25 protein-coding genes and 2 tRNA genes are annotated in these 25,385 nt (G+C 41.7%); 9 read left to right on the top strand and 18 right to left on the bottom strand.

Annotated elements, in window-relative coordinates; genetic code table 11:
- Window positions 1-84: 84 nt before the first annotated feature.
- Both BWD47_RS17810 and BWD47_RS17800 read right to left on the bottom strand, forming a co-directional pair.
- Entirely contained in the window at window positions 85-1,461 is a 1,377-nt protein-coding gene (locus BWD47_RS17810; protein WP_074989604.1) for a lyase family protein, read from the bottom strand.
- Between the two features lie 480 nt (window positions 1,462-1,941).
- Window positions 1,942-2,136: a hypothetical protein gene (locus BWD47_RS17800; RefSeq protein WP_036974335.1), complete on the bottom strand. Its 195-nt coding sequence runs from the start codon at window positions 2,134-2,136 to the stop codon at window positions 1,942-1,944.
- Window positions 2,137-2,319: 183 nt separating this feature from the next.
- Here BWD47_RS17800 and BWD47_RS17795 point away from each other — a divergent pair, with 183 nt between their 5' ends.
- A complete protein-coding gene (locus BWD47_RS17795; RefSeq protein ID WP_075594407.1) occupies window positions 2,320-2,910 on the top strand; it encodes a DUF938 domain-containing protein in 591 nt (196 codons plus the stop codon).
- On the opposite strand, the gene BWD47_RS17790 is transcribed toward BWD47_RS17795, so the two are convergent.
- From BWD47_RS17790 to BWD47_RS17780, 3 genes are all read right to left on the bottom strand, one after another.
- Window positions 2,887-4,026, bottom strand: a complete 1,140-nt coding sequence (locus BWD47_RS17790) for a GNAT family N-acetyltransferase (RefSeq protein WP_065978865.1) — start codon at window positions 4,024-4,026, stop codon at window positions 2,887-2,889. The two genes, BWD47_RS17795 and BWD47_RS17790, sit on opposite strands and share 24 nt — an antisense overlap.
- A complete protein-coding gene (locus tag BWD47_RS17785) occupies window positions 4,023-5,393 on the bottom strand; it encodes a carboxylesterase (RefSeq protein WP_075594406.1) in 1,371 nt (456 codons plus the stop codon). The genes BWD47_RS17790 and BWD47_RS17785 overlap by 4 nt, the downstream gene beginning before the upstream one ends.
- Window positions 5,394-5,456: 63 nt before the next feature.
- Complete coding sequence (locus tag BWD47_RS17780) at window positions 5,457-5,918, bottom strand: Lrp/AsnC family transcriptional regulator (protein ID WP_036974343.1); 462 nt, start codon at window positions 5,916-5,918, stop codon at window positions 5,457-5,459.
- 113 nt (window positions 5,919-6,031) lie between these two features.
- Here BWD47_RS17780 and BWD47_RS17775 point away from each other — a divergent pair, with 113 nt between their 5' ends.
- Complete coding sequence (locus BWD47_RS17775) at window positions 6,032-7,201, top strand: monodechloroaminopyrrolnitrin synthase PrnB family protein (RefSeq protein WP_036974345.1); 1,170 nt, start codon at window positions 6,032-6,034, stop codon at window positions 7,199-7,201.
- Complete coding sequence (locus BWD47_RS17770; protein WP_075594405.1) at window positions 7,201-8,319, top strand: aminotransferase class V-fold PLP-dependent enzyme; 1,119 nt, start codon at window positions 7,201-7,203, stop codon at window positions 8,317-8,319. Before BWD47_RS17775 ends, BWD47_RS17770 begins: the two co-directional genes overlap by 1 nt.
- On the opposite strand, the gene BWD47_RS17765 is transcribed toward BWD47_RS17770, so the two are convergent.
- The 5 genes from BWD47_RS17765 to BWD47_RS20155 all read right to left on the bottom strand — a co-directional run bounded on the left by BWD47_RS17765 (window position 8,291) and on the right by BWD47_RS20155 (window position 10,305).
- Window positions 8,291-9,055 carry an MBL fold metallo-hydrolase gene (locus BWD47_RS17765; protein WP_075594404.1) on the bottom strand — a complete coding sequence of 255 codons (765 nt, stop codon included), beginning with the start codon at window positions 9,053-9,055 and terminating at the stop codon, window positions 8,291-8,293. The two genes, BWD47_RS17770 and BWD47_RS17765, sit on opposite strands and share 29 nt — an antisense overlap.
- Before the next feature lie 63 nt (window positions 9,056-9,118).
- Window positions 9,119-9,595 carry a DUF4124 domain-containing protein gene (locus tag BWD47_RS17760; RefSeq protein WP_075594403.1) on the bottom strand — a complete coding sequence of 159 codons (477 nt, stop codon included), beginning with the start codon at window positions 9,593-9,595 and terminating at the stop codon, window positions 9,119-9,121.
- 108 nt (window positions 9,596-9,703) lie between these two features.
- Window positions 9,704-9,796: transfer RNA gene (locus BWD47_RS17755), tRNA-Ser, on the bottom strand.
- Window positions 9,797-9,849: 53 nt separating this feature from the next.
- Window positions 9,850-9,940 (bottom strand) — tRNA-Ser (locus BWD47_RS17750).
- A gap of 224 nt (window positions 9,941-10,164) precedes the next feature.
- On the bottom strand, window positions 10,165-10,305 hold the full coding sequence (locus BWD47_RS20155) for a hypothetical protein (protein ID WP_162898013.1): 141 nt from the start codon (window positions 10,303-10,305) through the stop codon (window positions 10,165-10,167).
- A 322-nt stretch (window positions 10,306-10,627) separates the two neighbouring features.
- Here BWD47_RS20155 and BWD47_RS17740 point away from each other — a divergent pair, with 322 nt between their 5' ends.
- Window positions 10,628-11,476: a diacylglycerol kinase family protein gene (locus tag BWD47_RS17740; RefSeq protein WP_075594401.1), complete on the top strand. Its 849-nt coding sequence runs from the start codon at window positions 10,628-10,630 to the stop codon at window positions 11,474-11,476.
- Window positions 11,477-11,531: 55 nt separating this feature from the next.
- On the opposite strand, the gene BWD47_RS17735 is transcribed toward BWD47_RS17740, so the two are convergent.
- Window positions 11,532-12,461 carry a DMT family transporter gene (locus BWD47_RS17735; RefSeq protein ID WP_036974353.1) on the bottom strand — a complete coding sequence of 310 codons (930 nt, stop codon included), beginning with the start codon at window positions 12,459-12,461 and terminating at the stop codon, window positions 11,532-11,534.
- A 110-nt stretch (window positions 12,462-12,571) separates the two neighbouring features.
- Between BWD47_RS17735 and BWD47_RS17730 the strand changes: the two genes are divergently transcribed.
- Window positions 12,572-14,005: a PLP-dependent aminotransferase family protein gene (locus BWD47_RS17730; RefSeq protein ID WP_075594417.1), complete on the top strand. Its 1,434-nt coding sequence runs from the start codon at window positions 12,572-12,574 to the stop codon at window positions 14,003-14,005.
- Between the two features lie 63 nt (window positions 14,006-14,068).
- On the opposite strand, the gene BWD47_RS17725 is transcribed toward BWD47_RS17730, so the two are convergent.
- Entirely contained in the window at window positions 14,069-14,869 is an 801-nt protein-coding gene (locus BWD47_RS17725; protein ID WP_065978869.1) for a YggN family protein, read from the bottom strand.
- Window positions 14,870-15,260: 391 nt separating this feature from the next.
- On the opposite strand from BWD47_RS17725, the gene BWD47_RS17720 reads away from it, so the two are divergent.
- The gene (locus BWD47_RS17720; protein WP_036974357.1) at window positions 15,261-15,449 is read left to right on the top strand and encodes a PA3496 family putative envelope integrity protein; all 189 of its coding nucleotides are present in this window, start codon (window positions 15,261-15,263) and stop codon (window positions 15,447-15,449) included.
- A gap of 54 nt (window positions 15,450-15,503) precedes the next feature.
- Here BWD47_RS17720 and BWD47_RS17715 read toward each other — a convergent pair whose 3' ends face one another.
- Window positions 15,504-15,986, bottom strand: a complete 483-nt coding sequence (locus BWD47_RS17715) for a glutathione peroxidase (protein ID WP_075594400.1) — start codon at window positions 15,984-15,986, stop codon at window positions 15,504-15,506.
- 67 nt (window positions 15,987-16,053) lie between these two features.
- Entirely contained in the window at window positions 16,054-16,920 is an 867-nt protein-coding gene (locus tag BWD47_RS17710; protein WP_051501983.1) for a LysR family transcriptional regulator, read from the bottom strand.
- A 157-nt stretch (window positions 16,921-17,077) separates the two neighbouring features.
- Here BWD47_RS17710 and BWD47_RS17705 point away from each other — a divergent pair, with 157 nt between their 5' ends.
- The gene (locus BWD47_RS17705) at window positions 17,078-18,232 is read left to right on the top strand and encodes an iron-containing alcohol dehydrogenase (protein ID WP_036974363.1); all 1,155 of its coding nucleotides are present in this window, start codon (window positions 17,078-17,080) and stop codon (window positions 18,230-18,232) included.
- A 6-nt stretch (window positions 18,233-18,238) separates the two neighbouring features.
- Here BWD47_RS17705 and BWD47_RS17700 read toward each other — a convergent pair whose 3' ends face one another.
- Together BWD47_RS17700 and BWD47_RS17695 are read right to left on the bottom strand one after the other, a co-directional pair.
- Window positions 18,239-18,538 (bottom strand): AzlD domain-containing protein, encoded by a 300-nt coding sequence (locus BWD47_RS17700; protein ID WP_036974365.1) that lies wholly within the window; start codon window positions 18,536-18,538, stop codon window positions 18,239-18,241.
- Window positions 18,535-19,242 carry an AzlC family ABC transporter permease gene (locus tag BWD47_RS17695; RefSeq protein WP_036974367.1) on the bottom strand — a complete coding sequence of 236 codons (708 nt, stop codon included), beginning with the start codon at window positions 19,240-19,242 and terminating at the stop codon, window positions 18,535-18,537. Before BWD47_RS17695 ends, BWD47_RS17700 begins: the two co-directional genes overlap by 4 nt.
- A gap of 153 nt (window positions 19,243-19,395) precedes the next feature.
- On the opposite strand from BWD47_RS17695, the gene BWD47_RS17690 reads away from it, so the two are divergent.
- Window positions 19,396-20,046 (top strand): cytochrome b/b6 domain-containing protein, encoded by a 651-nt coding sequence (locus BWD47_RS17690; RefSeq protein ID WP_036974369.1) that lies wholly within the window; start codon window positions 19,396-19,398, stop codon window positions 20,044-20,046.
- Window positions 20,047-20,107: 61 nt separating this feature from the next.
- Here BWD47_RS17690 and BWD47_RS17685 read toward each other — a convergent pair whose 3' ends face one another.
- Together BWD47_RS17685 and BWD47_RS17680 are read right to left on the bottom strand one after the other, a co-directional pair.
- Window positions 20,108-20,560 carry a cytochrome c gene (locus BWD47_RS17685; RefSeq protein WP_036974371.1) on the bottom strand — a complete coding sequence of 151 codons (453 nt, stop codon included), beginning with the start codon at window positions 20,558-20,560 and terminating at the stop codon, window positions 20,108-20,110.
- 103 nt (window positions 20,561-20,663) lie between these two features.
- Entirely contained in the window at window positions 20,664-21,134 is a 471-nt protein-coding gene (locus BWD47_RS17680) for a DUF2721 domain-containing protein (RefSeq protein ID WP_036974373.1), read from the bottom strand.
- A gap of 238 nt (window positions 21,135-21,372) precedes the next feature.
- Here BWD47_RS17680 and BWD47_RS17675 point away from each other — a divergent pair, with 238 nt between their 5' ends.
- A complete protein-coding gene (locus BWD47_RS17675; protein WP_075594399.1) occupies window positions 21,373-25,353 on the top strand; it encodes a S8 family serine peptidase in 3,981 nt (1,326 codons plus the stop codon).
- Window positions 25,354-25,385 lie beyond the last annotated feature (32 nt).

The following is a 25,385-nucleotide window of genomic DNA, read 5'->3' as shown; positions in this document are numbered from 1 at the left end:
TTGCACTCAGAGGGGCAATAAAAACGTTGTCTTTCAGTAAGTAGCTCTGTCATTACAGAGCTACGTTGTGTACAGGTTTAATTGCTATAAGCCACCTTTTGTAAGCTTTGCAGGGTCGAGCAATGTATTCAATTCTTCGCGTGAAATGTCAGTATGCTCAGCGGCAACATCAATAATAGGGCGACCTTCTTGATAGGCCAGTTTGGCAATTTTAGCGGCTTTCGTATAGCCGATCACCGGATTAAGTGCGGTGACTAAAATAGGGTTTTTAGCTAATGCTTTATCAACATTGTCTTGATTAACACTGAAACTGGCAATGGCTTTATCGGCAAGTGCCTCACTACTATTTGCCAACAGCTCAATGCTTTGCAGTATGTTTAATGCAATCACGGGTAACATCACGTTAAGCTCAAAATTACCGGCCTGACCTGCTACTGTAATGGTGGCATCGTTACCAATGACTTGCGCACTGACCATGGCGGCAGCTTCTGGGATCACAGGATTCACTTTACCAGGCATGATCGATGAACCGGGCTGTAAAGCTTCTAATTCAATTTCACCTAGACCAGCAAGTGGACCTGAGTTCATCCAGCGTAAGTCATTGGCTATTTTCATTTGCGCCACAGCTAAGACCTTGAGCTGTCCAGATAATGAAACAATGGCATCTTGTGAGCCAATGTTGTAAAAAAAGTTTTTACTTGGACTGAAACGGATACCTACGTTTTCGCTTAGGTGTTGGCAAAAAGTAGCAGAAAATGCAGGGTCTGCATTGATACCAGTACCAACCGCGGTGCCTCCTTGAGCCAGCTCGCAAACACGCTCAAGTGATTGGCGTATGCCTGTCATTGCGTTATCGATTTGGCATTGCCATGCTGAGAGTGTTTGCGCAAAACTGACGGGCATTGCATCCATTAGGTGAGTACGCCCCGTTTTAATAATATGACCCACTTCAGCTTGTTTACTCTGTAAGCGTTGGCTCAGCTTGTCTAGTTTAGGAAATAACTCGTAAATAATATTAATTGCACTGCTGACGGCAATTGCAGTGGGGATCACATCATTAGAACTTTGCCCCATGTTGACGTCATCATTCGGGTGTACTGGCTCATTAGCAAGGGTCGTTGCCAGTGTGGCAATAACCTCGTTAGCATTCATGTTCGAGCTGGTGCCGGAGCCGGTTTGGAATACATCGACAGGAAACTGCGAAAAGTGCTTACCATCAATGATGGCTTGGCAGGCTTGTTCAATCGCATTCGCTTTTACTTGGCTCAAATGTCCTAGCGCTGCATTACTCTGCGCCGCTGCTTGCTTAATGTAGGCAAGGGCAGTAATAAATTGCTTTGGCATGGTCAAGCCGCTAATTTTAAAGTTGTTGATAGCACGTTGAGTTTGAGCTTGATACAAGGCATTTACGGGAACGTGTAGCTCACCCATACTATCTGATTCGGTTCTAAATTTGCTCATAAACACTCCTAAATAGGGTTAAACTCTTGACTTAGAACGCAGGCTTCTCGCTCTAAGCAAAAATATTTTTCAATACAGTTATGAGTTTTGTAGTAACGCTTTAACGCGAGCTGCGGTTTGTAGAGTTGAGCTAAACATTGCTTACGAATAGCATTGTGAACTAGAGAATCGCACATTTTCTCAAGTAGTTCATGAAACGTACGCCTTAAATACAATTCTTGTAAAATAAAGCTTTGATGTTTTTCGTAATAGCGTGCGATGTTTAATCCCGCTTCAATATAGCCCGCAACCAACGCTGGAGCATGAAGCCCCGGTCTTTGACAAACACATTTCATTTGCCGCTGATAATTGAGCATAGCATTGTGAGAGTACATAAGAAAACCGATTAGCTGTAATGATAACTATTATCATTACAGCTAATCGGTTTTAGTGCAAGTCTTATATGACGGTGTTAAGACTGAATAGATTAACTGCAGAAGTTTAATTATAACCAAGAATAAAAATCTGGTCTGTTTCATGTTTTTTCGGCGCCTGTACATTTTCTTTATTGCATTGAGAAAGAAGATCAATCACGGTTGCTCTGTCATCACAACTTGTTAAGGCGGCTTTTTCGCTTTCTGCACGCTCGCTCGCGGCAATGGCTGCATCGACAGCAGTGTAAGGTGAGATATACATTATATTGCTCCTATTGGTTTGCTCATTACTGAATTTGCATAAGCTATACCAATCATGTTTATAAAATATAATCCTTTGAATTAAATGAATTTAAATTATTTTTAATGCAATAGAGCGCGACATTATTGTGGATTTTTGCTTTACTGTTGTGCATTAATTACCAAACATGGTGCAAAAACTGGTATGGAAAAACCATTCTCTCAAGCCTGTGAAAATAACAAATCACCCATTCTTCACGTATTAAAAGACTTTTTTGCCGATGTAGAAAATGTACTCGAAATTGGCTCAGGTACAGGGCAACATAGTGTGCACTTTGCCAAGCATTTAACGCATTTGCAGTGGCTATGCAGCGATCGTGAGGTGAATCACTTAGGTATTTTACAATGGCATCAGGAAGCATCGTTAGCTAACTTGCATGCCCCTTTGTCACTAGATTTACAGCATGCTTGGCCTGTTGATAGCGTGAACGCAATCTATACCGCTAATACACTGCATATTATTAGCTGGCCGCTGGTTGAGCGTTTCTTTCAAGGGGTTGAAAAGCATTTAGCCCACCAAGGAAAGTTATGTATTTATGGGCCATTTAAATACCAAGGCAATTATACAAGTACCAGTAACGCTGAATTTGATACCTTTTTAAAGCAACAAGATGCAAACAGTGCAATACGTGATTTTGAAGCTATTTGCCAACTTGCAGAGCAGGCAGGCTTAATGTTTGTTGAAGATGTACAAATGCCAGCTAACAACCAATTACTGCTGTTTAAACGGCAGTAGGGTATCGCACTGTGCTTTATAGAGTGCCATGTGTTGGCGCTCTCTGGCGATAAAATCGTTGATAGCCGCAGCAAAATCAGGCTGTTGAATATGGTGTACTGAGTAAGTGTAAACGGGCTGAAACCCTCGGCTTATCTTATGCTCACCTTGTGCTCCAGAGTGAAACTGTTTTAGCTTATTGGCAATGCAGTATTCAATCCCTTGGTAATAACACAGCTCAAAATGCAGACTGTCGATTTCATCATTTGCGCCCCAGTAGCGACCATACAGACACTGTTTATCTTTAAAGCTTAAAGTCGCAGCGATAACTTCATCAGCCTGTTTAGCAAGCATTAATACTAACTGTGTGGGCATTGTATCTCGTAGTCGTTGAAAAAACGCATTATTTAAATAACCTGTGTGACCTGAGCGTTTAATATAAGTTTGGCTATAAAAGTGGCTAAAGAGCTGCATGTCCTGAGCGCTTATAGTGTTACCTTCTCTCCACTCGATGGTTATGTGTTGTTGAGTGATTTTGGCACGCTCTTTTTTTATCGACTTTCGCTTGCGTGCTGTCAGTGAGTCTAAAAAATCATCAAAGTGAGAGTATGCTTGATTAAACCATTGAAACTGGACGCCTTGACGTAGCATAACAGCATCGCTTTTTAGTGATTCAGCCTGTTGCTGGTGGCAAAAGTTGATATGCCAGCCCGACCATTGCCTATCGTGCGCAGTATTCGTTAATACATGCGTTAAATAATTATAAACACTGTCTGGATTGGGGTGGTTAATGCTCAGTCTTTGACCTTCAATGGGGGTAAAAGGCACGGCAGATAACCATTTGGGGTAGTAATCTAAACCATGTTGTTGATACGCCTCTGCCCATGCCCAGTCAAACACATATTCACCGTAAGAGTGATACTTTATATACCCAGGTAGTAGAGCAACGATATGTTTTTGCTGGTAAATTGCCAGGTGCATTGGTTGCCAACCTGTGTTTTTACTCACGCAGCCACTGTGCTCAAGCGCAGCTAAAAAAGCATGATCGGTAAAGGGGGCATCATGAAAAAAATGCTGCCAAATTGTCGTATCAATATCCGTTATTTGATTAAACCAACGGTGACTAAATTGGCTCATTGTTCAGAGGCTCTTTCAACGTCTTTAATAAAGTCTGTGATGTGCAAGCTGAGCTTATCGAAATATGGATTGAAGGTGAGTCTTGCAAATGGCTTATACTTCGCTAAATTCTCTGCTGTGCGCTCACCAATAACAATTTCAGGCTGATATTTACAGGCTTTATATAGAGTATCGTCATCTAAATAACTGCCACAATTTCGATAGCGGGCAGTGCGGCCATAGTGTGGATTGCTTGGTTTATTAACGATACCAATATGTGACATGCCTTGAATATTTTTACAGTCTTCGGTGTCGCAGTCATCGCTAATTATCGGGTAATCGGCTGGAAAACTATTGGGTATATTTTTATCATCACCGTAATAAACAAGGCGATTAAGTTGGCTGTTTTTATGAGTTTTGGGATTGTGTAGCTTAGCTAATAATTTAAACGTTACTTGATTATCAATCGTGGTATCAACATCGCTAAAGGTGCTAAAAAAAGCAACATCAGGTAGTGAACGGTGTTTTAGTTTATCTAAGCTGATGCGCTTCATGGCTTCATAACTGGCTGATGCGGCATTAAATGGAAAGGACTCATATTTTGCAAAATCGAGATCGGCATCTTTATCTATCCAGTTTATAAAGGGTATCGCGTTAACCCACTTGGCTAGCCAGCCATTTTTATTATGGGGCTCAGTCGCGGGTGAAAACAGCATCGCGCCGATAATGTGTTTATCAACGGGACCTTGGGTTAAATAATCAATGATCATTGCTGCACCTGTTGAATACCCCCCTAAAATGACCTGATCAAAATCTTTTAACGTGCGTTCAATAGCGTAAGTGCTCGCCTTGTACCAGTCGTCGGCATTAATCTCTTTGAGTGCTCCTGGTGCTGTACCGTGCCCTGGTAATAACAGGGTACGTACCGTATAACCTTGTTGATAATACACTTGAGCTAAATCATGGTAGGTAAAAGGTGAGTCGGTTAAGCCATGGATTAATAGCACTGCCTTACGGCTCTGTTTTTGTGTTAACTCAAAAGGGCTGATTAAATCTGCTACTGTTGCATTTGCAGGGCGTGATCCTTGCGCAACGAGTAGCTTATAGATGTCGGTATAGACTGGGCAAGGCAGCGTTGCGCGGGGATTTTCGCTGCTAATTTCAAGGTAAGCAGCTGTAAGGTAGTCACTATACGCTTGCTCGGTGTTATAACTAAAGGTGCTGTGTGAGCGAGGAAGAGGTTCTCTGAAAAGCCCTTCGCGCTTACTTTTCATCATGAGATTTTCATCTTCCAGTTGGGTTAAACACGTTTCTTGCTGTGCCTGTAATGGGGGGCTGCCGAGTCCAAAAAGAATGAGAATAAAGGCAACTAAGTTGATGAATTTCATTGTATAAGAGTCCTTTTAAGTATTCAGCTTATCGCGTTATTGTCGTATTGCAAGTACGCAGCGTCACGCTAAAGGTAAATGGCGTTTAGTGAATGCTTGCTTTAATACCACCGTCGATTCGATATTGGCAATACAATTGATACTGCCTAATTTATGTTTTACAAAACTTTCGTAGCTTTCTAAATCAGCGGCAATTATTTTTAATAAATAATCATAGCTGCCTGAAATAACCGAGCATTCCAGTACGTGTTCAAGCTTTTCCACTTGCTGTTCAAACTGCTCTGCAGCAGCAACTGAGTTTTGATTTAAGCGTACAAACGCATAAACAGAGACATTTAAGTCAACCGCTTTGGGGTTAATTGCAGCATGATAACCACTAATCACATTACTTGATTCAAGCTTCTTAATTCGGCGCAGGCAAGGAGTATCAGAAAGGCTGACTGATTGAGCAAGCTCAGACACAGATGTACGTGCATTATCTTGTAGTGCGTTGAGCAATTGTTGGTCTTTTTTGTCTAGTTTCATTTCTATTTGAGTGATTTTCACTAATTATCACAAATTCTAGCTTATATTTTAGCGATTAGCACTCAGTGAACTCTGTTAACATTATCGCAATATATTTATTTTGGAGTAAGCCTGTGACTGAGAACACCAAGGCATTTGATAGCTGGCTGCGTACCCGATTTGTTGAGATCAATAGCGAACTAGAAAAACTATATTGGCAACAAGACGATAAAGCGAATGTAGAAGGCGTTGGCGAACACCTTAAGCACCAGTTAGAGCAGGAAGGGAATGAGCATATTCGTGCCTTATTAGCAGAAGGCAATACCGACGAAGGTTTTGATAATGCCTTTGATTTATTAGGCAATGTTGGCTTATTTATGGCTGCATGTCGTCGCCATGAAATTACTGAACCCTCACGCGAAACCACTTCTCCCTTGGTTGATGCGTCGGCACTTGCTATGCACATTGGCGCATCCATTGGTGTTACACCACGCTTTGCGACTGCTCATTTAACCACCCACAATAAAGCGGTTGATGGTCTTTATAAGCGCTTTACAAATCTTGAAGATGAAAAAGTCTTTGTTGATTACAACACCAAAGGAATTTTGGCTTACAAACGTGCGGCAGATGCGTTACTAAAAATTCAACCATTAGGAATTTCGCACCCAATTGCCGCCGATTTATTAGCTGTAGCCAAACATGCATTACTGGATGTCATCGAGTCAAATAATGCGCTGTATAACAAACTCGATACTGATCGTTTCTTTTACTGTGTGCGCCCTTATTACAAACCCTATCGCGTAGGGAAAGAGGTTTATCGTGGTGCAAATGCCGGTGATTTTGCAGGCATTAATGTGATTGATATGTTGCTTGGACTTTGTTTTGCTAACGAGCCAAGCTATTCGCAAATGCTGGTGGATAAATTTTTATACATGATGCCAGAAGATCAGCAAATATTGCGTGAAAGCATGCGGATGACGAGTATCATGGATGACTTTTTAGCCGCAGAAACTGAACGAGATAGTGAATGGCTGCAAACAAACTTAAAGTTATTTATTCAAGTTTGTAAATTGCATGGTGACACAGCAATCGGTCATCATAATCAACTCGTGAGTAAGTACATTGCACAGCCATCACAAAAAATGCAGCAACAACATATGGATAAAGTCACGGCGAGTGGGCCACCGTTACATGTGTTGCTTAACTCTCTTGAGCAATTACGTGATCGCCGAGCCGCAGCAAAGCGCGACGATATCCGCACTCGCTACGATGATTTAACTAAGCTAAAACAGTGGATTAAGTAATGCGTAAACATGACTTTATACTCGCCCCAGGAAGCTATTTATTAAATCATTCTGTGGGCCGCGCTTTAAAATCGGCAGAGCCGTATTTTCATGAGCATTTTTTTGCCGCTTGGCAAAATGAAAATAAAGAGCCTTGGCAGCAATGGTTACATGGCGTTGAGGCATTTACATCAAGCTTAGCGCGGCTGTTTAATTCGGATGCAGAGCTATTTTGCCCACAAGTGAATTTATCGAGTGGCTTAACAAAGTTAGTGATGTCGCATCCGCGTTTGCAACAGACAAACTGCACAGTATTAATGGCAGAAAGTGATTTTCCTAGCATGGGATTTGCGATGCAAAAAGCGCTCCCTGAATGCGCTGAAATTGTGTTTATTGGCGCTGATGAGGATTTAACCGATGCTCAGGTTTGGCAATCATATTTGGCTAAGCAAGCGTTCGATTTAGTGTTTGTGAGTCATGTGTATTCAAATACTGGCCAGCAAGCTCCGATTGCTGAAATCATTCAAATTGCAAAGCAATCCAATACGCTAAGCCTGATAGATATCGCTCAGTCGGCAGGTATTTTAGAGGTGGATTTAACAGCACTTGACCCCGATTTTATGCTTGGCTCGAGTGTTAAGTGGTTGTGCGGTGGCCCAGGTGCTGCTTATTTGTGGGTCAATCGTCATCAACTTGCATTGTGTCAGCCAAAAGATGTTGGTTGGTTCTCTCATCAAAATCCATTTGAGTTTGATATCAAGCATTTTACTTATCATCATACGGCACTGCGTTTTTGGGGAGGAACGCCATCAGTCGCACCGTGTATTTTAGCTGCGCATAGTATTCGCTACTTTGCCGATTTAGGCATTGATAAAGTACGCGCCCATAACTTAGCAATGCTTGCTACGTTGCATGCTGAGCTGAGTGAATATATGCGTTCGCCAAGTGCAGCAGATAAATGCTCCGGCACGGCAATCATGCATTTTGGTCGTAAACAACAGACGGTTAAAGCGGCGTTGCATGAGGCTAATATCGCTGTTGATGAACGTCATTTAGGGCTAAGGGTCTCAGCCCATGTTTATAATGACGGCAATGATATAAATGACTTTATTAAGACTGTGAAAAGCGTTTTAGATTAAGTGCTTGTCGCGCTTTTGCCTTTACAGAACGCCAGTGTGTCATCGGCTTTTTAGGTACCAGCGCTAAAATGTGTTCGAAATCGATGTCATCAATATGCATTTCATTACTGTGCGCAAACATAATGCGTTGAGGTTTAAGGGCTTTTAGCATTAATAAAGAGTTTAAATACAGTTTAGGATAAAACACAGGAAAGGGTGGCATAAGCTGCCCTTTCACTTTTACGAGTAAGTCGGCAATGTAAATTCGCTCTGTGGGAATATGGTACAGGCTAATATCGCGGTCGGTATGACCTGGCGTATGCAGTGCTTGCCAGTCATCAAAATTCGGCAGGGTAGAGTCGGTTGCTAAGTAATAGTCGGCATCTAGATATCGGCTATACCAAAGATTGCGTCTTTCTTTGTTTAGCCGACCTGCAACCCACCATGCAAGAGCGATATCGGTCAAGTGCATTAAAATACCATCAAGGCCCTTATACCATTGCCCCGGTGCATTAGATGTCGCAATTTTTGCACCGCTTAGTTTTCTTAGGGCATGGGCGCCACCGGCATGATCGGGGTGCATATGAGTCACAACAATCAGTTTTAAATCAGTCAGAGGGCGGTTGAGTTGTTCGGTAATATAGTTAAATACGGTGTCGACATCAGCGCGGCAACACCCATCGAGTAGCATTAGTTTGTCGGGATATTCAACTAAGTAAATATTTTGAATATAGCCTTCGATTGTGTGTATGTGCATTACCCTCGCTCCCTTAATTAACCCGTCTCAATTGTTATATCATGCCTGACCAGTTTAGGAAAATTAGGGGGTTTGTGTGCCTTTCAGTTGCTTTTTACGCTCTTCTAATTGTTTTATCTGTTGTGCAAATTGCGTAAGTTGGTTTTCATAGTATGAATTTATGCGCTTACTTTGTTTACTTATTGCATCGTCAATCGAATCTGCACCTAATCTGTTCGCCGCATCTTGAGTCATTAACTTAAGTTTTTCTATTCGTTCGCGCTGTTGTTGCTTTAGGTTTTTACGTTCTAATTCTAGTTGTTGAATTTTGCGATCGATTTCTTGGACTTGTAGGTAGTCATCAACGCTTAGCTCAGGCTGTTTTTTTGTATTATCGGTGAGTTGTTTAGGGGGAAGGTTGATTTTTATGATAGTGGCGTCTTTTCCACAGGGTTGCTCTGAGAAAGTGGCAACACCCTTTATCATGCATTTATAGACAGTTGCTTGGCTGCTATTCGCGCCTAACAGTAATGTTAAAGTTAACAAAGCTGAACTGATCATGGCGTCTCACCGATAATTTAACTGAGACTTAGCATGCATGATTAACAATAAAAGGTGCAAGTTTTTGGGCATAAAAAAACCGCTAAAAAGCGGTTTTTAATAATAAAATGGTGGAGAAGGAGGGATTCGAACCCTCGATAGAGCTACAAACCCTATACTCCCTTAGCAGGGGAGCGCCTTCGGCCACTCGGCCACCTCTCCAACGCATAATTCAGATTGTAACTTGCTGATAATTATCAACAAATAAAAATAAGTGGTGGAGAGATAGGGATTTGAACCCTAGAGGGGCTACAAACCCCTGCCGGTTTTCAAGACCGGTGCATTCGACCACTCTGCCATCTCTCCACAAAGTGTTGAGAGAATAATACTTAGCTGAATCGGTTGTGTAAATAGGAAAAAGTTCGTTTGCTTGTTTTTTGAGCGTAAAGACGGTGTTTTTTGTAAAAAGCTTTAAATTTTTGCTGTTTTAGTGCTTTTAAAAAGAGGGGAGCAGCAAACGAGGAGCTAAAGAAGATGCTTCGTTAGTGGTTGGGTGTTTGCTGCACCTAAAAAGTAACCATGGTTGGGGATTACTTATATTGTACTGCACCGCCAAGCGCTAGCTTTTTGCCGTAGCGATTAAGTTTTGCCAACATTTTTGCTTTGCGGTTAGTTGGTTTTACGGCAACATGAGTTGCAGCATTTTGATTTAAAGTGTTAATTGGGTTCATTACTTTGCTCCAGATTTTGTTTGGTTGAAAACATGGGTATTTTGCAGGCAAAGTGAACAAAAATAAAACGATAAAATTTGAGTCTACCGGATAACTTTTTCTCATCTGAATGTGCCTTGTTAACGGTGGGTTAAGTTACGTGTCTCATTGTTTTTTGAATAATTATGCTAAGGGAGTTCGCTCTAAAACCCTTGTTTATAAGAGTTTTTAGATTTTGAAACTTTGTTTTATGCGTTTTTAAAGTTTCAAATTGAGTATTTATTCAGATTAATTTAATTTGAATAAAAAGAGGTTTCTTGCTAAGAAGATGAAGTGATAGTTGATGTTAATAATAATAAAGCCAAGTGACAAAAAAAATACTAAGCAAAGTGTCGAATGGTTATTAAACGAATGCACATTACGGCACATTGAGCCGCAACTTTTCTTTACCACGGGACACTTTGAAAGTGACCATAAAGCAATTGCGAATCTTGCAAAGCACGTTAATCAGGCTGTTGTTATTGGTGGCGATGGTTCACTGCATTTAGCCATTAATGCACTGTTTGGTTGTGATTGTTCAATTGCCTTATTGCCAGCAGGGACCGGTAATGACTTTGCGCGAGGCTTTGCTTTTAAGCCGCAACAATGGCGAGACGCTGTCTTTTCAGGCCATACTCAGTTAATTGATGTTGGGAAAATTAATCAGCGGTATTTTATTAATGTGGCTGGGGTCGGTTTTGATGCGGATGTTGTTAGTCAATTAAATCAAGTGGAGCGGTTTACTGCGTTTGGTTATCTATGGCAGGGCATTAAACAGTTATTTTCTTTTCACGCAAAGTCTTTATCAGGGATATTTGCCGACAAGCATGAAGAGTTCACTAATTTAGTGACTTTATTTGCTAACCATCATTATTTTGGTGGAGGCTTAAAAATTGCGCCTCATGCCATATTGAATGATGGAGAGCTTGAGTGTTATCGCATGCCAGCAGGTAACTTAGTGAAGAATTTACGCAGTTTTTTACATCTCATTTTTGTAAAACATCATAACTTAAACGAGCTTCAATACTGCCGTTTGTCTCGTGCCGAAATACACACTGCCGGTTTGCTAATAGAGGCTGATGGCGAGTTGGTCGGTGTGACACCTGCAAAAGTTGTCATGTATCACCAAGCATTACGTTTTCATTTACCATAAAAAAGCGCCTGCTATTTTTAGCAGGCGCTTGGTGTTAGAGGTGACATAATCACTTCTAACTGGGGACAGAGCGATTTTGCAGGCTATTTCTTGTAGCAAAAAACGCTTTAATTCGTTGTGTGGGCGTTAATACAATGGCATTGCCAAATAGCACTAAACTAAACCCTATAAATGTGTTGGTTTGCCACTCAAACCCTTCAAACAATGTACTCAGTACGACTGCCACCAGAGGAAATAATACAATGACGTAACTGGCGCGCTCGGGACCAATATTTTTCAATAGCGCAAAATAACAAGCAAATGCGATGACAGTGCCAAATATGGCTAAGTAAAGTAGCGATACCCAGTAACTTGCAGGTGCAGTGAATGTCAGTTGCACGTCGCTTATTAATACATACACGGCTAAGCCAATAGCACTGTAAAGCATGCCCCATGCATTCCCCTGCATAACGCCAATATCACGCTGAGAATTGCGGACGCTGATCATATTACCTAATGAAGCCACAAAGGTCCCTGACAGCGCAAGTAGTAACCCGACCAACGTACCATTACTCAAGTCGAACTGCTGAATTTGTGGCCAAAACAAGCTGGCGATACCCAAAACGCCTAACAATGCGCCAACGTAAATTCGCTTGGCGATTGGTTTCGAAAAAAACAGTCGGGTATTAATAATATTCATCACTAATAGCATTGAGAATGCAATGGAGGCCATGGCAGAACTAAGGTAATTTTGTGCCCAATACAGTGTTAGGTAGTTCAAACCAAAGTTAAATAATGCCAGTAGGGTAAAAAAACCATGATCACGCCATGAATAACGCATCGGCAGGTTTTTAAATAACACAAATGCCCACATTAAAATGGCGGCAATCGCAAAACGATAGAACAAAGAAATTTCAACGGCGACATCACCTAGTTGAAACTCAATAGCCAGCCACGTTGATCCCCAGATCAATACAGTTGCAAGGTAAAGAGCGGCGCTTTTCATCTTTATTGCCTAAATAGGGTAAGTGTGTTTATTTTAAGTTGATTCTGTATACTTAACATATACAGAAAACTACAAATGCAACCTATACAGTTTGGTGAGCTATGTCACAAGTGATCAGTCGCAGTAACAGTGAGTTCTTGTATCAGCAAGTGACTCAGTTAGTAAGAGATTTATCGTCACAGGGATCGTTATTACCCGGTGAAAAACTCCCTTCATTGCGAAAAATGGCTGAAAAGCTTAATGTCAGTATTCCTACCGTTAAGCAGGCCTATCAGCTTCTTGAGGGGCAAGGGTTGATTGAAGCGAGAGAGAAGTCGGGATACTTTTTAAAATCATCGCAGTTAAATCAATCAAGACCCAAGCGCGTGAAATTAAGCCGCGAGCCAATGACTGTCAACAAGCAAGCGCTGATAGAGCAAGTTTATAGCGCAATTCACAAAGCCAATGTTGTCCCGTTTGGTATTGCTAATCCAATTGCTGCGGCACCCACCGATAAAGCATTAGCACGAACGATGCGCCGAGTGATGACATTGGCCGGAGCTACGGTAATTAATTATGGGCCGATGGATGGCTTTGCTCCGTTAAAAAAGCAATTGATTCATCGTTATTTAGATTTCGGAATTGGTGTGGCGAGCGATGAATTGGTGATCACCAATGGGGCACAAGAAGCGCTTGCCATTGCACTAAAATGCGTGGCAAAACCTGGTGATGTGATTGCGATTGAATCACCTTGTTACTTTGGCATCATTGAGTTAATTGAAAGTTTAGGATTGAAAGCGCTGGAAATCCCACTATGCCCAGATGAAGGCATTTGGTTAGATGACTTACAGCAGGCGCTAGATGAGCATGATATAAGAGCATGCGTGTTCTCTACCTCATTGAATAACCCCGTGGGGAGTTTTATGCCTGATAGTAAGCGTGAACAGCTGGTCGCTTTACTCGAGGCTCGTGATGTTGTGCTGATAGAGGATGATGTATACGGTGACCTACATTACACCGCAAAACGTGCTACACCAGCGCAGGCTTACTCTAAAAAAGGATTGGTGATCACCTGCGCCTCATTTTCAAAAACGGCTGCACCGAGTTATCGGATTGGTTGGATTATTGCGGGCCAGTTTGCTGAACAAGCCAGACGTTTTAAACGAGCCTTGAGCTGCTCAGCGCCATTGATCAATCAATGGACCTTGTATGAATTTATTGCCAGTGGTGAATACGACAGAAATATTCGTTTATTACGCCAGCGACTAAGTGCCAACAAAGAGCGAATGATTTGGTGCCTGCAGCAATATATGCCAAGTTGTGCACGTATTAGTAACCCGCAGGGAGGGTGTGTTATTTGGGTGGACTTAGGGAGTCAATATGATGCCGTTAAACTATTCCATTTAGCATTAGATGCGGGGATTAGTATTACTCCTGGGCTTATTTTTTCGGCGGGGAAAAAATACCGCAGCTGTTTTCGATTAAGCTATGGTTTGCCTTGGTCAGAGCGTTTGGAAGACGCAGTCAAAACGTTGTCACAACTAACCGTACTTGCAAAAAAATAAAAAAAGCGCAGAGCAAGCTCTGCGCCATAAGACCAAGTAGATTGGTTCAGGGATGTTAATGCATTACAGGGTGTTCTGTTTGAACGTGAACAGTTGGTATTCTTTGAGTTGTGGCACTAAAGCAACGAGCTGTTGCTCTTTGTGAGCAATATCGGCAAAGCTGCCACACAATGCGTCGGCACGTTTTTCAAGTTGCGCTGCTTGTGTTTCTACACGCGCTTCGATTTGTTCACCCATGTTTTCCATGCGCTGTTCAAACGTGTCCATGTCACCACCCGAGCCAAGAAGCTCAGAGCCTAGCGCAACTAAAATACTGCCCATTGATTGCATCATTGCCGATTCAACTGCAGACTCAATTTGTTGGTCGAATTGTTCATCAAAATTTTGACCAAACTTTTCAAAACTTTGCTGACCCATGGTGAATGCACCTTGTTGGTAAAAGGTATTTTGCACTTCTACACTAATCTCATCCATTAATTCCGAGATGTCATCAAAGCCACTAATGTTGAATGCGTTTGCCACTTCTTCAATTGCAACACCGGCAATTTTCACACCCTCTAGAGCAATGTTTGCCACTTCGGGTAGTTGGCTACGTAAGCTATCTGAGTAATTTGCAATAGCTTGTTGTTGAGATGCATTCAGCGAGATGTTTTCGCCATCAATGTATAAGTTATTTTGATCAATGATTTTCATTGTGCGGTTATCAGCAGTGAACACTTCTAATTCGTTTGGCGTGATGCGAACATCGTTCTTGAACTCAACATCACATTGCTCACCACTGAATGAAATATGCGTATCATTATCGTTATGAGCCATAGCGCTGGTTGCGATAAATAAAGAACTTACTAACAATAACTTTTTCATTTTTTTCTTTCCTGTTTGAAATGACGAAAATAAATAATCAAACTTAATGCCAAGGTTTTTATTGTGTTTATTTTCATTGAGTTATGTTGTTTTTGTGGTTTTTTAAAATGAAATCTGTTTGGTTTTTTAACCATTTTTTAGTCAAATTAACTAAAAAACATACGTGGATAAATGTGTTTTATCGAAACGATAAAAAACTCTCACTTTTCAGAAATCAAATTTAGCGCTATTTATTCACAATATTGACATATCGCCACTTTAGCATGGCGGTGTGGCTTTATTTTGGTGGTTTTTTACATACTAAATAACCACTGAGCTTTTTAATCTTTGCCAATTCACAGAGCAAATTTTAATCTCCTGAATTGGTCTCAAACACTTTATGGAGTGGGTTGTGGGTAAGACATTTAGTTATGATGCGCTAGATGACGATTTTGTTGAAGACGAGTACGAAATGGTCGGGCGTAATCAACACGACAAGAAAAAGCAACGCGTTAAGAAGAAGTTGGAAGACTATCTTGAGCAAAAACGCTTGCGCAGAAACTTAGGCGAAGACGACTTTGATGAGTACATGAACGACTAAGCATAAATTTAGATAAAGAGGCTATTGCCTCTTTATTGCTTTTTGATTCGAGGTTTATTTGCTCAGTGCCGTAATAATTGCAGACTCGATGTGTTCTGGTTTAGTGAGGGGCGAGAATCGTTTAATTGCTTTACCATCCCTACCAATCAGAAACTTTGTAAAGTTCCACTTTATTTTACGGGTGATAAAGCCCGGTAGTTCTGATTTTAGGTGCCTAAAGACAGGGTGAGCATGTTCACCATTGACATCCACCTTACTCATCATTAAGAAACTCACGCCATAGTTGATGAGGCAGCCTTCCTTAATTTCTTTTGCGTCACCGGGCTCTTGTTTACCAAACTGATTACACGGAAAGCCGATAATAATGAGGCCTTGATCATGGTATTTTTCGTGCAATTTTTGCAGGCCTTCGTATTGTGGTGTAAAACCACACTTGCTCGCTGTATTGACGACTAAAACGACTTTATTTTCGAAATCAGAAAAGTGAACCGTTTGGCCTTGTAAGTTGGTTGCTGAGAGTTGATAAAATTCGTTCATAATAGTGACTTTTTATTATTATTTGATTGATTCTAACCCGCTTGCCTTATTTCTGAAAGTGTGAATTTTATTCAGCGAATTCATTGGTAAGGTGCTCAATTAGTAAACGTACGCGGTAAGGCAAGAGATCTTTGCGCGGATACACCAACCAAGAGGCGTTGTCGCTGACTTGAAAGTCATCCAGCACTGTTACAAGTTGCCCTTTTGCAATATAGGGCTCAACAATGTCGTGTGCCAAATGTGCGATTCCGATGCCAGCAATAGCTGCACTTAAAATGGCTTGAGGGTGATTGCTGCGCCAATTGCCATTTATACGGACTTCTTTGATGTGTTCATCAATGTTAAAACGCCAACGTTTTCTCATCGCGATTAGGCAATTGTGTTCAGTCAACTCATAAGGGTGCGTTAAGCGTGGATGGTTGGCTAGGTATTCAGGGCTTGCGACAAGCGTCATTATTCGCTTGCAAAGAGGTCTGGCGATAAGATTGGAGTCTTCCATGCGGCCAAAACGAACGGCTAAGTCAAAGCCCTCTTCAACTAAATTGACATTACGGCTATTGAAGTCGATTTCGACTTCGACCTCTGGGTAGCGTTTGACAAATTCGGCAACTTTCGGTGCAACTTGATTGGCAACAAATTCACCGGCACCTGTAATACGAATAAGCCCTTTAGGTTGGCGTTGCTCACCCTGTAACTGGTTATTCGCATCGATAAGCTCTTGCCGGATTGCTTTAAGTTTGATCGCATATTCTTTTCCGGCCTCTGTCAGGCTTATTTTTCGCGTGGTACGCTGAAAAAGGACTGACCCTAAGCGGTTTTCAAGTTGTTGAATTTGCCTACTAATATGTGAAGTAGAGACCTCCATCGCCTTGGCTGCATGGGTAAAGCTCCCTTGCTCAACAACATATAAAAATTCGTCTAAACCTTGCCACATATTCATATCCTAAGATTTCTAGCTAGTGTGAGTTTACGTTAATTATTATTGCATTACTGCAAAAGTGATTATCTATTTTACCGCTTTATCCCTATATAAAAATAACTAAAATGGTTTATTCACTGATAAAAACTCACATCAACGATGAGGAAGCCACATGTTAAATTTTAGTTTTGAAAACCCAACCAAGATTCATTTTGGTGAGCAACAGATTAAAGAGATTCAGTCAGAAATCCCTAAAAATGCCAAAGTACTCGTCACTTATGGTGGTGGCAGCATTAAGAAAAATGGCGTTTATGATCAGGTTAAAGCAGCATTAAGTGAGCATACGTGGTTTGAGTTTGCAGGTATTGAGCCAAACCCAAGTTACCAAACCTGTATGAAAGCCGTAGAGCTTGTTAAAGAAAAGCAGATTGATTTCATTCTGGCTGTAGGTGGGGGTTCTGTGGTTGATGGCAGTAAGTTTATTGCCGCTGCGGCTGAATTCACGGGTGAGCCTTGGGATATTTTAGCAAACGGCGCAGAAGTAAAATCGGCGGTTGCACTCGGTGTGGTACTGACCTTGCCTGCAACGGGGTCTGAGTCGAATACCTTTAGTGTTGTCTCAAACCTTGAAACTCACGATAAACTTCCATTTGCCAGTGAGTATGTGCGCCCTCGTTTTGCGGTACTTGACCCCGCAGTAACGTTTTCATTACCAGAGCGCCAAGTGACTAACGGGATTGTTGACGCATTTGTACATACTATGGAGCAATACCTTACGTATGATGTAGGTGCAAAGTTGCAAGACCGCTTTGCCGAAGGAATTTTAATGACCCTCATTGAAGAAGGGCCTAAAGCATTCTCAGAGCCAGAAAATTATCAGGTGCGCGCTAATATTATGTGGTCAGCAACAATGGCATTAAATGGGTTGATTGGTGCGGGCGTACCTCAAGATTGGGCAACACATATGATAGGGCATGAAATGACAGCAGTGTACGGCCTTGATCATGCGCAAACCCTAGCGATTGTATTACCACGCATGATGGCTGAGCAAAAAGACACTAAGCGCGGTAAGTTACTACAATATGCAGAACGTGTGCTGGGACTGGATATTACCAATGAAGAGGCGGCAATTGAACACGCGATAGCTGCAACGGAAGCTTTCTTCCACAGTGTTAAAATGCCAACACGTTTGAGCGATTATAACTTAGACGACAGTGTGGCAGATAAGCTTGTTGCGCAGTTAGAGCGCCATGGCATGACTGCTCTGGGTGAGCGTGAGCAAGTGACACTTGAGAAAAGCCGCGCTATTTTGCTCGCCAGCGTATAAGTTGCGTTAGCTCAAGATTATAAATAATCCCATCCCTGCCAGTGTTGTGTAGTAAATGTTGTGTGTTTTGTAAGCCACAATAACGGCAAGTACCGCAGCACTTAGGTAGGGATTTTGCCAATCTAAATTAATCCCTTCATCATTAATAAATACAATGGGCACCCAAATAGCAGTGAGCACGGCAGGAGCACTAAAACTCAAAAACTGCTGCATTTTAGGGCCTACCTTAAAAGGCAAAGCGCGGTGTAGAAACAAGTAACGCGTAAAAAAAGTAATACACGCCATTAATACAATCGTGGTCATCATGCACTATGCTCCTCTTTTGCTTGCCAGCGGCTAATTGCGTAACCAACCGACATAGCAATCAATGCTGCTGTTACTAACCATAACTGAAAACCGTGGCTTTTAAGGAGGGTTGCAACGACTCCTGCGGTGACGACGGTGGCAAGTGTTGCGAGGTTTTTCACCCCTGGCACCACTAATGCAATAAAAGTGGCGGCAATAGCAAAATCAAGGCCTAGGTTTGTTAAATCGGGCAATAAGCTGCCAGCAACAATACCAAGCAATGTCCATATGTTCCATGCGATATAAAAACTAAAGCCAGCACTTAAAGCATAAATAAGGCGCAGCTTTGTTTGGTAGGCTTTAGGGTGATGCGAAAAAGCAAATAACTCATCGGTTAAAACAAAGCTGACAGGTAAACGCCAACCAAATGGTTGATCAATGACTTTATGGCGGATGGCTAGGCCATACAAAAAGTGTCTTGAACTTATAATAAGCGTGGTAAATAAAATAGTGAGTAAGGGTGTATTGCCAGCCATTAATTCAATCGCGACTAACTGCGCAGAACCGGCAAATACGAGTAGTGACATTGCTTGTGTTTCAAACGCACTAAAACCATTTTGGATTGCTAAAGAGCCACACAGAATGCCCCATGGGATGACGGCTAAACATAGCGGGAGCATGTCGAAAAAGCCTTTTAATAACGCTTTGAGAATAGGTTTTTGCATTTTATCGCTCTTACTTGTTGTTATGGCTCAGATCAAAACACCTGTAATAGAGGCGTGTCAAAATAACCGAAGTTTGCAATAATGTATACCCCAATGCCTTACCGGTTCTGGTCTTTTTAAGTGCTTTGAGTATATTTCATAGGGAGCGTTATCATGTCTAAAGTGAAAGTATGGGATGGCTTTATAAGAAGCTTTCATTGGTTATTAGTTGTTGCAATTGCAACGCTTTATTTTAGTGCTGAAGAAGGCATGCTGGAGCTACATTTTGCAACCGGGTATTTCACGCTAGCGCTCATAATCACGCGTCTTATATGGGGGGTTATTGGCAGTAAAACGGCCAAGCTGTCCTCATTGATACATTCACCGATTGCGGCAATTAAGTCATTTAAAAATAATGAGCATAAAGCTGGTCACGGGGCTGCCGGCAGCTATATGGTCATTGCGTTTTTTATATTAATTTTGGCGCAACTAGGCTCAGGATTGATGACCAGCGATGACATACTTACCGATGGACCGCTTGTTAAATATGTATCTACGGACACGGTTGAGTTTGCAGGTTGGTTACATCACCTGAACTTTGATATTTTGCTGTATGCTATTGTGCTGCATGTAATTGCGATTGTGATATATCGCATTAAAGGCAAGAACCTCGTTAAACCAATGCTGACGGGCAGTAGTGAGCAAGTTTCTGTGACTGAGCCTGTGACAAAATCACCCTTGCTTGCATTCGTTATTTTTGCGCTGTGTTTAGTGGTACTTTTTACCACATGGGGTGCTGAGCCATTAAGTTATTTGTTTAATTAAGTGAGTTGAGTGAGTTAAGTGTTAAAAAAGGCGCAGACAGCGCCTTTTTTAATGTCGTTGACTAGTCTTTAAATGACTTATGACAGTCTTTACATCCTTTAGCCCACGCACCGAATGCTTTACCAATTACTTTCTGATCACCACTTTTTGCTGCAACCGCAAGTTCATCCGCATATTGCTGGAAAGCGACTGCTTTTTTCATAAAAGTGTCGTTATCGCTCCACACCGCGGGAAGCGCTGATGTTTCGCCTTTGTCTGAACCTGCAACAAATGCTTCCCATGGCATTTTTGATAAAGCGGCAGCATTATTTGCTCGCATTTGGAAGCGCTCAGCATCAAAAGGGACTTTTCCTTTTAACATGTCGCCCATATCACCAATTTGTACACGGATCATAGAAAACGCAGCTTGGCGGTATTCAATCGCGTCGCTAGGTTCTTCGAATACGGTGCTTGCTGTTGCGCCTAGTGCCAGTGTCGATAACATGGTACCTAATACTAAGTGTTTTAATTTCATTCCTTTTGCCCCTTTAGATGTCATAAAGATAAACTGTTTGAGTTGTATCTTAGCTAGGTGTTTTATTCAAGTGTAATGCGGTTAATCTTAACTTAAGTTTAATTTAATCATTAATATCAATGTCAGCGAAGATCATCCCGCGTCGCATGCTACGTGTTGCTAAGAAAACTTCGCCAAGTAACGATAAAAAGCCACAAATGAGCAGTGCCATCGCAGCCACAAAGCAACTCGCAATGGTCACACTTAAGTTGATAGAGTGAATGTGTGATAAAAATAAACACATAACCACGGCGCACACGAGCAAAGCACTTAATACACTTGCACTAAATGCAATATGAATACAGCGAGAACGTTTTAGCAGGGCTCTTAACTCTGTGGTCAGTGACTTATTGAACTCTTCGTCGGTACTGACTTTTAGCTTTCGCTCTAACTGCCTAGCGCGGTCTGTAATACGCGCTAAACGATTTGATAAAACACCTAAGGTTGCCGCAATACCGGTGATTAAAAAGACTGGAGCGACAGCGGTTTGTATAACCTTTGCCATCGTTAGTATGTTAATGACTTCTGAGTTCATTGTGCCTTACTCTACTCTAAAAATACTACTTTCGTTTACAAACGTTTACATCAAATTTATGATGTCAAAGCTCAATTAAAACAATGGGGTAGACTAACATTGGCACCTTTTGTAGGTTGTAATGTAACCATAATGTAATCGAGATGTTGTTCTGGTTTGTGTTTACGTTTTATATTGGTACTGAAACGTAGTTTCAATCACTATTTAGACGATAACATAACATATCCCAGGGGAACCCATGTCTAATAATCTAATAAAAAGAACAGCCGTTGCTTTAGCTGTGACTAGTGCACTATGTGCCAGCGCGCAAGCGAATGATTTTTCAAAATATAATCTAGCAGGTAAAGAATTAATTAAACCGAGTGCGGTAAGTAAAAAAGAACAAAATACTCGCAGTGAAGTGACTAGTTGGTTAGTTAAATTAAATGTGCCAGCAACTATTAATGCAAAAAGTTTAGGGGCAGATGTTGCCTCAGTTCAAGCACAAGCCAAATTAGCACAAGCCAGTGTAGAGCAAGCTATTCAGAGTATGGACTTACCCGTTCAAGTTGTAGCTAAGACATCAACACTTGTAAGCTCGGTTGTACTGAATGGTAACAAACAAGATATCGCAAAATTACTTTCAAACTCGCAAGTTGAAGGTATTTATCCCGTCTATGATTACAAATTACATGTAGCTGATAGTGCTGACTATATTGAAGCGACTCCACTTGTAGCGAATGGCTTAGCGACGGGTCAAGGTGTACGTGTTGCTGTACTAGATACAGGTATTGATTATACGCACACTGCATTTGGTGGTGAAGGCACTGAAGCTGCCTATGAAGCAGCCATTGCAGACCCTACAACTGTTGATTGGCCGCAAGGAAAAGTGCTTGGTGGTTTCGATTACATTAATAATGATGCGGATCCAATAGATGTAACGACAAACCATGGTACGCATGTATCTCACTCTGTGAATGGCATTGCACCAAATGTTGATTTATTTGTTTATTCAGTGTGTGCTGCTAACTGTCCAGGATTGGCGCAATTACTTGCGTTAGAGAATGCGATGGACCCTGATGGTGATGGTGATATTTCTGATCGTGTAGATGTCATTAATATGTCTTTAGGTGGTGACTATGGTGACATTGCTAACGACGCGGTTGGACTTTTCATTAATGAGGCTGTAAAGCTAGGCACTAACGTGGTTATTTCAGCGGGTAATGATGGTGCATACCCATTTATTGTTGGTGGTCCGAGTACAACAGAGAATGCGTTGTCTGTTGGAGCAATGACTCACCCTACAGAAGAGCAGTCAGTTGCTAGCGGTACAGTTAACGATGAAGAAACCATTGTTCAACCAGCTAGCTTCGGTCCACAAACTGCATTTAGTTACACAAATGACAACATTGAATTAGTTTACCCAGAAGCAAATCAAACAGCGTGTGAAGCATTTGCTGATGACGTTGATTTTACTGGCAAAGGTGTGATTATTGACCGTGGTGCGTGTGCATTCACAGTTAAAGTATTAGCAGCTCAAGCAAAAGGTGCAGAGTTCGTTGTCATTGCAAATAATACAGATGATGGCACGCCAGCACCTATGGGCGGTGCCGATGCAGCAGTCACAATTCCTTCTGTAGGTGTAACATTTACAGCAGGTGCTGCGCTTAAAGCGGGTGGAACATTTAACTTAACTGTTGAGCGTTTAGTATTGTCTGGTGCAATTGCAGACTTTACATCACGTGGTCCATCAATGGGCGGTTTATTAAAACCAGAAATTACCGCGCCGGGCGTGAACATTATGACGGCTCACCCAGGTCTTGGTGATGGTTTAACAGGCGCTACAGGTACTTCGTTTTCTGGTCCTATCACGGCTGGTGCAGTGAGTTTACTGAAAGAAGCATTACCAGAGCGCAATGCACTTGAAATTAAAGCAACGTTAATGAATACCGCTAACTTAAACGTAACAATGGAGCCATTAGCACTTAACCCAGATGCTGAACTTGCGCCAATTAGTTACATCGGTGCGGGTTTAGTTGATGTTAATAAAGCTGCAAACTTACCTGTTGCTGCTTGGGCAGCAGATACCAAACAAGCGGCTCTTTCGTTTGGTTTAGTGAATGCATCAGAAACAGTTAAATTAACAAAAACGGTACAAGTTAAGAACTTCTCGAATGAAGTCAAAGTGTATTCGCTTTCTTTAGAACAGCGTTATCAAAACGATATTGACCGTGGTTCATTCTCATTAGATTACCCAGAGACAATCACTGTTCCTGCAGGTCAAACGCTATCATTTGATGTGACAGCAACGATTGACCCTACTACGTTACCAGAGTGGACATTGACTGATGATAACATTGGCTCGCAAGCAGTCACTGCTGATTTAACAAACTTAGAGCTTGATGGTGCGTTAGTCTTCTCTGATGGTAGTGAAAGAGCATTCCACCTTGTGTATCACGTATTACCAAAAGCAAACGCTGCAATGAGCTTTACCCCTGTGATGACAGAAGATGGCCTTGCTCATACGTTAACCAATACTGGTGCAGTGGCACTTGAACCAGTATTTGCACCAACAGTAATGACTGATGAAATAGATGAAGACCAACGCTTTGATTTAGTGGGCGCGTCAATTGAGACGTTTGCTGTGCCAACAGAAGTCTGTGCAAGCGGTTTTGTTACTTTAACTACGGTAGTGATGAATGAAGGTATCACTCACTCTTATGTGGGTGGCTTTATGGCTGACTTCGATATAGACCAAGATGGTACATACGATGTAACAGTTCAAAATGGTAAACTTGAGTGGTTCTATGATGTTGAGCCTGGTACTGCAATTACCTTTACACATGGTTATGGAAGCAGCTCTGGCGCGCTGAATAATATCTATCAAATCATTGGTAATAATCACTTAACAATGCAAAGCTGCTTGGGTGATTTTGGTTTAACTGCTGAAGATATTGGTAAAGTCTCAGCAAATGTTCGCTTCCGTACAGAGGAAGAAACATGGACACCAATCGCTACAGGTGCAGGCGATGTTGCAATGGGAACATATACGTTTACTGATGCTTCTAATGATGTATATGCTGTACTTGTGAATGAAGCTGGTGAAGCAGTAAGCTCAGTTGAGCCTGGTGCATCAGCAACGCTATTAAACGCAGGTGCAGACTTCATGATCCTGTCTGATTCAGGTTCTAAAGCATTTGTAGCAACACCTCGTGATGACGCAAATTCAGCCCCAGTTCTTTCTGATGCAATGTTTAGCGTTGATGAAAATACATCGACAGGTACTGTTATTGGCACACTTGAAGCAACATACAGTGCAGATCTTGCAAACCCTATCTCTGAGTTTATTGTACTCAGTTCCAATTCAACAGCTGTTTCAGTAACTTCTGAAGGTGATGTTGTTGTAATGGATGAAGCAATGCTTGATTTCGACGCAGGACTTGTGTCTATAGAGATAGAAGTTGTGGTAACTGACTCTGCTGGCAATATTTCTGAACCGGCTATGGTTACAGTAATGGTTAATAACTTAGCAGATGAAGCCGCTGAAATGATGCCAGTTGTGGAAGCGGGTCAAATGTTTACTGTTCAAGAAAATGCAGTGTCAGGAACAGTGATTGGTACTGTTTTGGCATCTGATCCAGACGCTGAAACTACGCCAATTGTTTCTTACTCAGTAGAAGGTCATGATGGTATTGCTATTGATGAAATGGGCAGCCTGACTGTTGTAGGTGAAATTGATTTTGATACAACACCAGTTATCGAATTAATGGTTACTGCGATAGACAGTGCTGAAAATATGTCTGAGGCTGTTCTAGTTACTATTGAAGTTACAGAAGACCCAGCAGAATCTAAGCCTGTTATAGCTTCAGGACAACGCTTCTCTGTTGATGAGAATGTTGCTTTAGGTACTGTGATTGGCACGTTAGAGTTCTCTGATCCTGATTCAGATGAAACGCCAGTTGTTGAATTTATCGTATCGGGTAGCAACTTAGTTACTGTTAATACTAATGGTGTTATTAGTGTTGCGAGCGAGCTTGATTATGAATTCCAAAGTGAATTTACATTCTCTGTAATTGCTGTTGATTCTGCCGGCAATATGTCAGACGCAGTAAACGTTGAAGTTGAAGTGAATGACATTCGTAGTAATGACGATGATGATAAAGATGATTCAGGTTCATTAGCATGGTTAACTTTACTAGCTGCACCGTTTGCATTTATGCGCCGTCGCAAGCAAAAGTAATGACTTGATTTGTAATTAATAAAGGGAGCTTC

The sequence above is a fragment of the Pseudoalteromonas sp. PAB 2.2 genome (assembly GCF_001938575.1).
Taxonomy (GTDB): domain Bacteria; phylum Pseudomonadota; class Gammaproteobacteria; order Enterobacterales; family Alteromonadaceae; genus Pseudoalteromonas; species Pseudoalteromonas lipolytica.
The sequence above is the reverse complement of the archived record's forward strand: the minus strand, read 5'-3'. Positions and strand labels throughout refer to the sequence as shown.

Bases quoted from the DNA above. Each gene is read 5' to 3' on its own strand.
- BWD47_RS17810 (WP_074989604.1), bottom strand. From the start codon at position 1,461: ATGAGCAAATTTAGAACCGAATCAGATAGTATGGGTGAGCTACACGTT.
- BWD47_RS17800 (WP_036974335.1), bottom strand. From the start codon at position 2,136: ATGTATATCTCACCTTACACTGCTGTCGATGCAGCCATTGCCGCGAGC.
- BWD47_RS17795 (WP_075594407.1), top strand. From the start codon at position 2,320: ATGGAAAAACCATTCTCTCAAGCCTGTGAAAATAACAAATCACCCATT.
- BWD47_RS17790 (WP_065978865.1), bottom strand. From the start codon at position 4,026: ATGAGCCAATTTAGTCACCGTTGGTTTAATCAAATAACGGATATTGAT.
- BWD47_RS17785 (WP_075594406.1), bottom strand. From the start codon at position 5,393: ATGAAATTCATCAACTTAGTTGCCTTTATTCTCATTCTTTTTGGACTC.
- BWD47_RS17780 (WP_036974343.1), bottom strand. From the start codon at position 5,918: ATGAAACTAGACAAAAAAGACCAACAATTGCTCAACGCACTACAAGAT.
- BWD47_RS17770 (WP_075594405.1), top strand. From the start codon at position 7,201: ATGCGTAAACATGACTTTATACTCGCCCCAGGAAGCTATTTATTAAAT.
- BWD47_RS17765 (WP_075594404.1), bottom strand. From the start codon at position 9,055: ATGCACATACACACAATCGAAGGCTATATTCAAAATATTTACTTAGTT.
- BWD47_RS17760 (WP_075594403.1), bottom strand. From the start codon at position 9,595: ATGATCAGTTCAGCTTTGTTAACTTTAACATTACTGTTAGGCGCGAAT.
- BWD47_RS20155 (WP_162898013.1), bottom strand. From the start codon at position 10,305: ATGAACCCAATTAACACTTTAAATCAAAATGCTGCAACTCATGTTGCC.
- BWD47_RS17740 (WP_075594401.1), top strand. From the start codon at position 10,628: ATGTTAATAATAATAAAGCCAAGTGACAAAAAAAATACTAAGCAAAGT.
- BWD47_RS17735 (WP_036974353.1), bottom strand. From the start codon at position 12,461: ATGAAAAGCGCCGCTCTTTACCTTGCAACTGTATTGATCTGGGGATCA.
- BWD47_RS17725 (WP_065978869.1), bottom strand. From the start codon at position 14,869: ATGAAAAAGTTATTGTTAGTAAGTTCTTTATTTATCGCAACCAGCGCT.
- BWD47_RS17715 (WP_075594400.1), bottom strand. From the start codon at position 15,986: ATGAACGAATTTTATCAACTCTCAGCAACCAACTTACAAGGCCAAACG.
- BWD47_RS17710 (WP_051501983.1), bottom strand. From the start codon at position 16,920: ATGTGGCAAGGTTTAGACGAATTTTTATATGTTGTTGAGCAAGGGAGC.
- BWD47_RS17705 (WP_036974363.1), top strand. From the start codon at position 17,078: ATGTTAAATTTTAGTTTTGAAAACCCAACCAAGATTCATTTTGGTGAG.
- BWD47_RS17700 (WP_036974365.1), bottom strand. From the start codon at position 18,538: ATGATGACCACGATTGTATTAATGGCGTGTATTACTTTTTTTACGCGT.
- BWD47_RS17695 (WP_036974367.1), bottom strand. From the start codon at position 19,242: ATGCAAAAACCTATTCTCAAAGCGTTATTAAAAGGCTTTTTCGACATG.
- BWD47_RS17690 (WP_036974369.1), top strand. From the start codon at position 19,396: ATGTCTAAAGTGAAAGTATGGGATGGCTTTATAAGAAGCTTTCATTGG.
- BWD47_RS17685 (WP_036974371.1), bottom strand. From the start codon at position 20,560: ATGAAATTAAAACACTTAGTATTAGGTACCATGTTATCGACACTGGCA.
- BWD47_RS17680 (WP_036974373.1), bottom strand. From the start codon at position 21,134: ATGAACTCAGAAGTCATTAACATACTAACGATGGCAAAGGTTATACAA.
- BWD47_RS17675 (WP_075594399.1), top strand. From the start codon at position 21,373: ATGTCTAATAATCTAATAAAAAGAACAGCCGTTGCTTTAGCTGTGACT.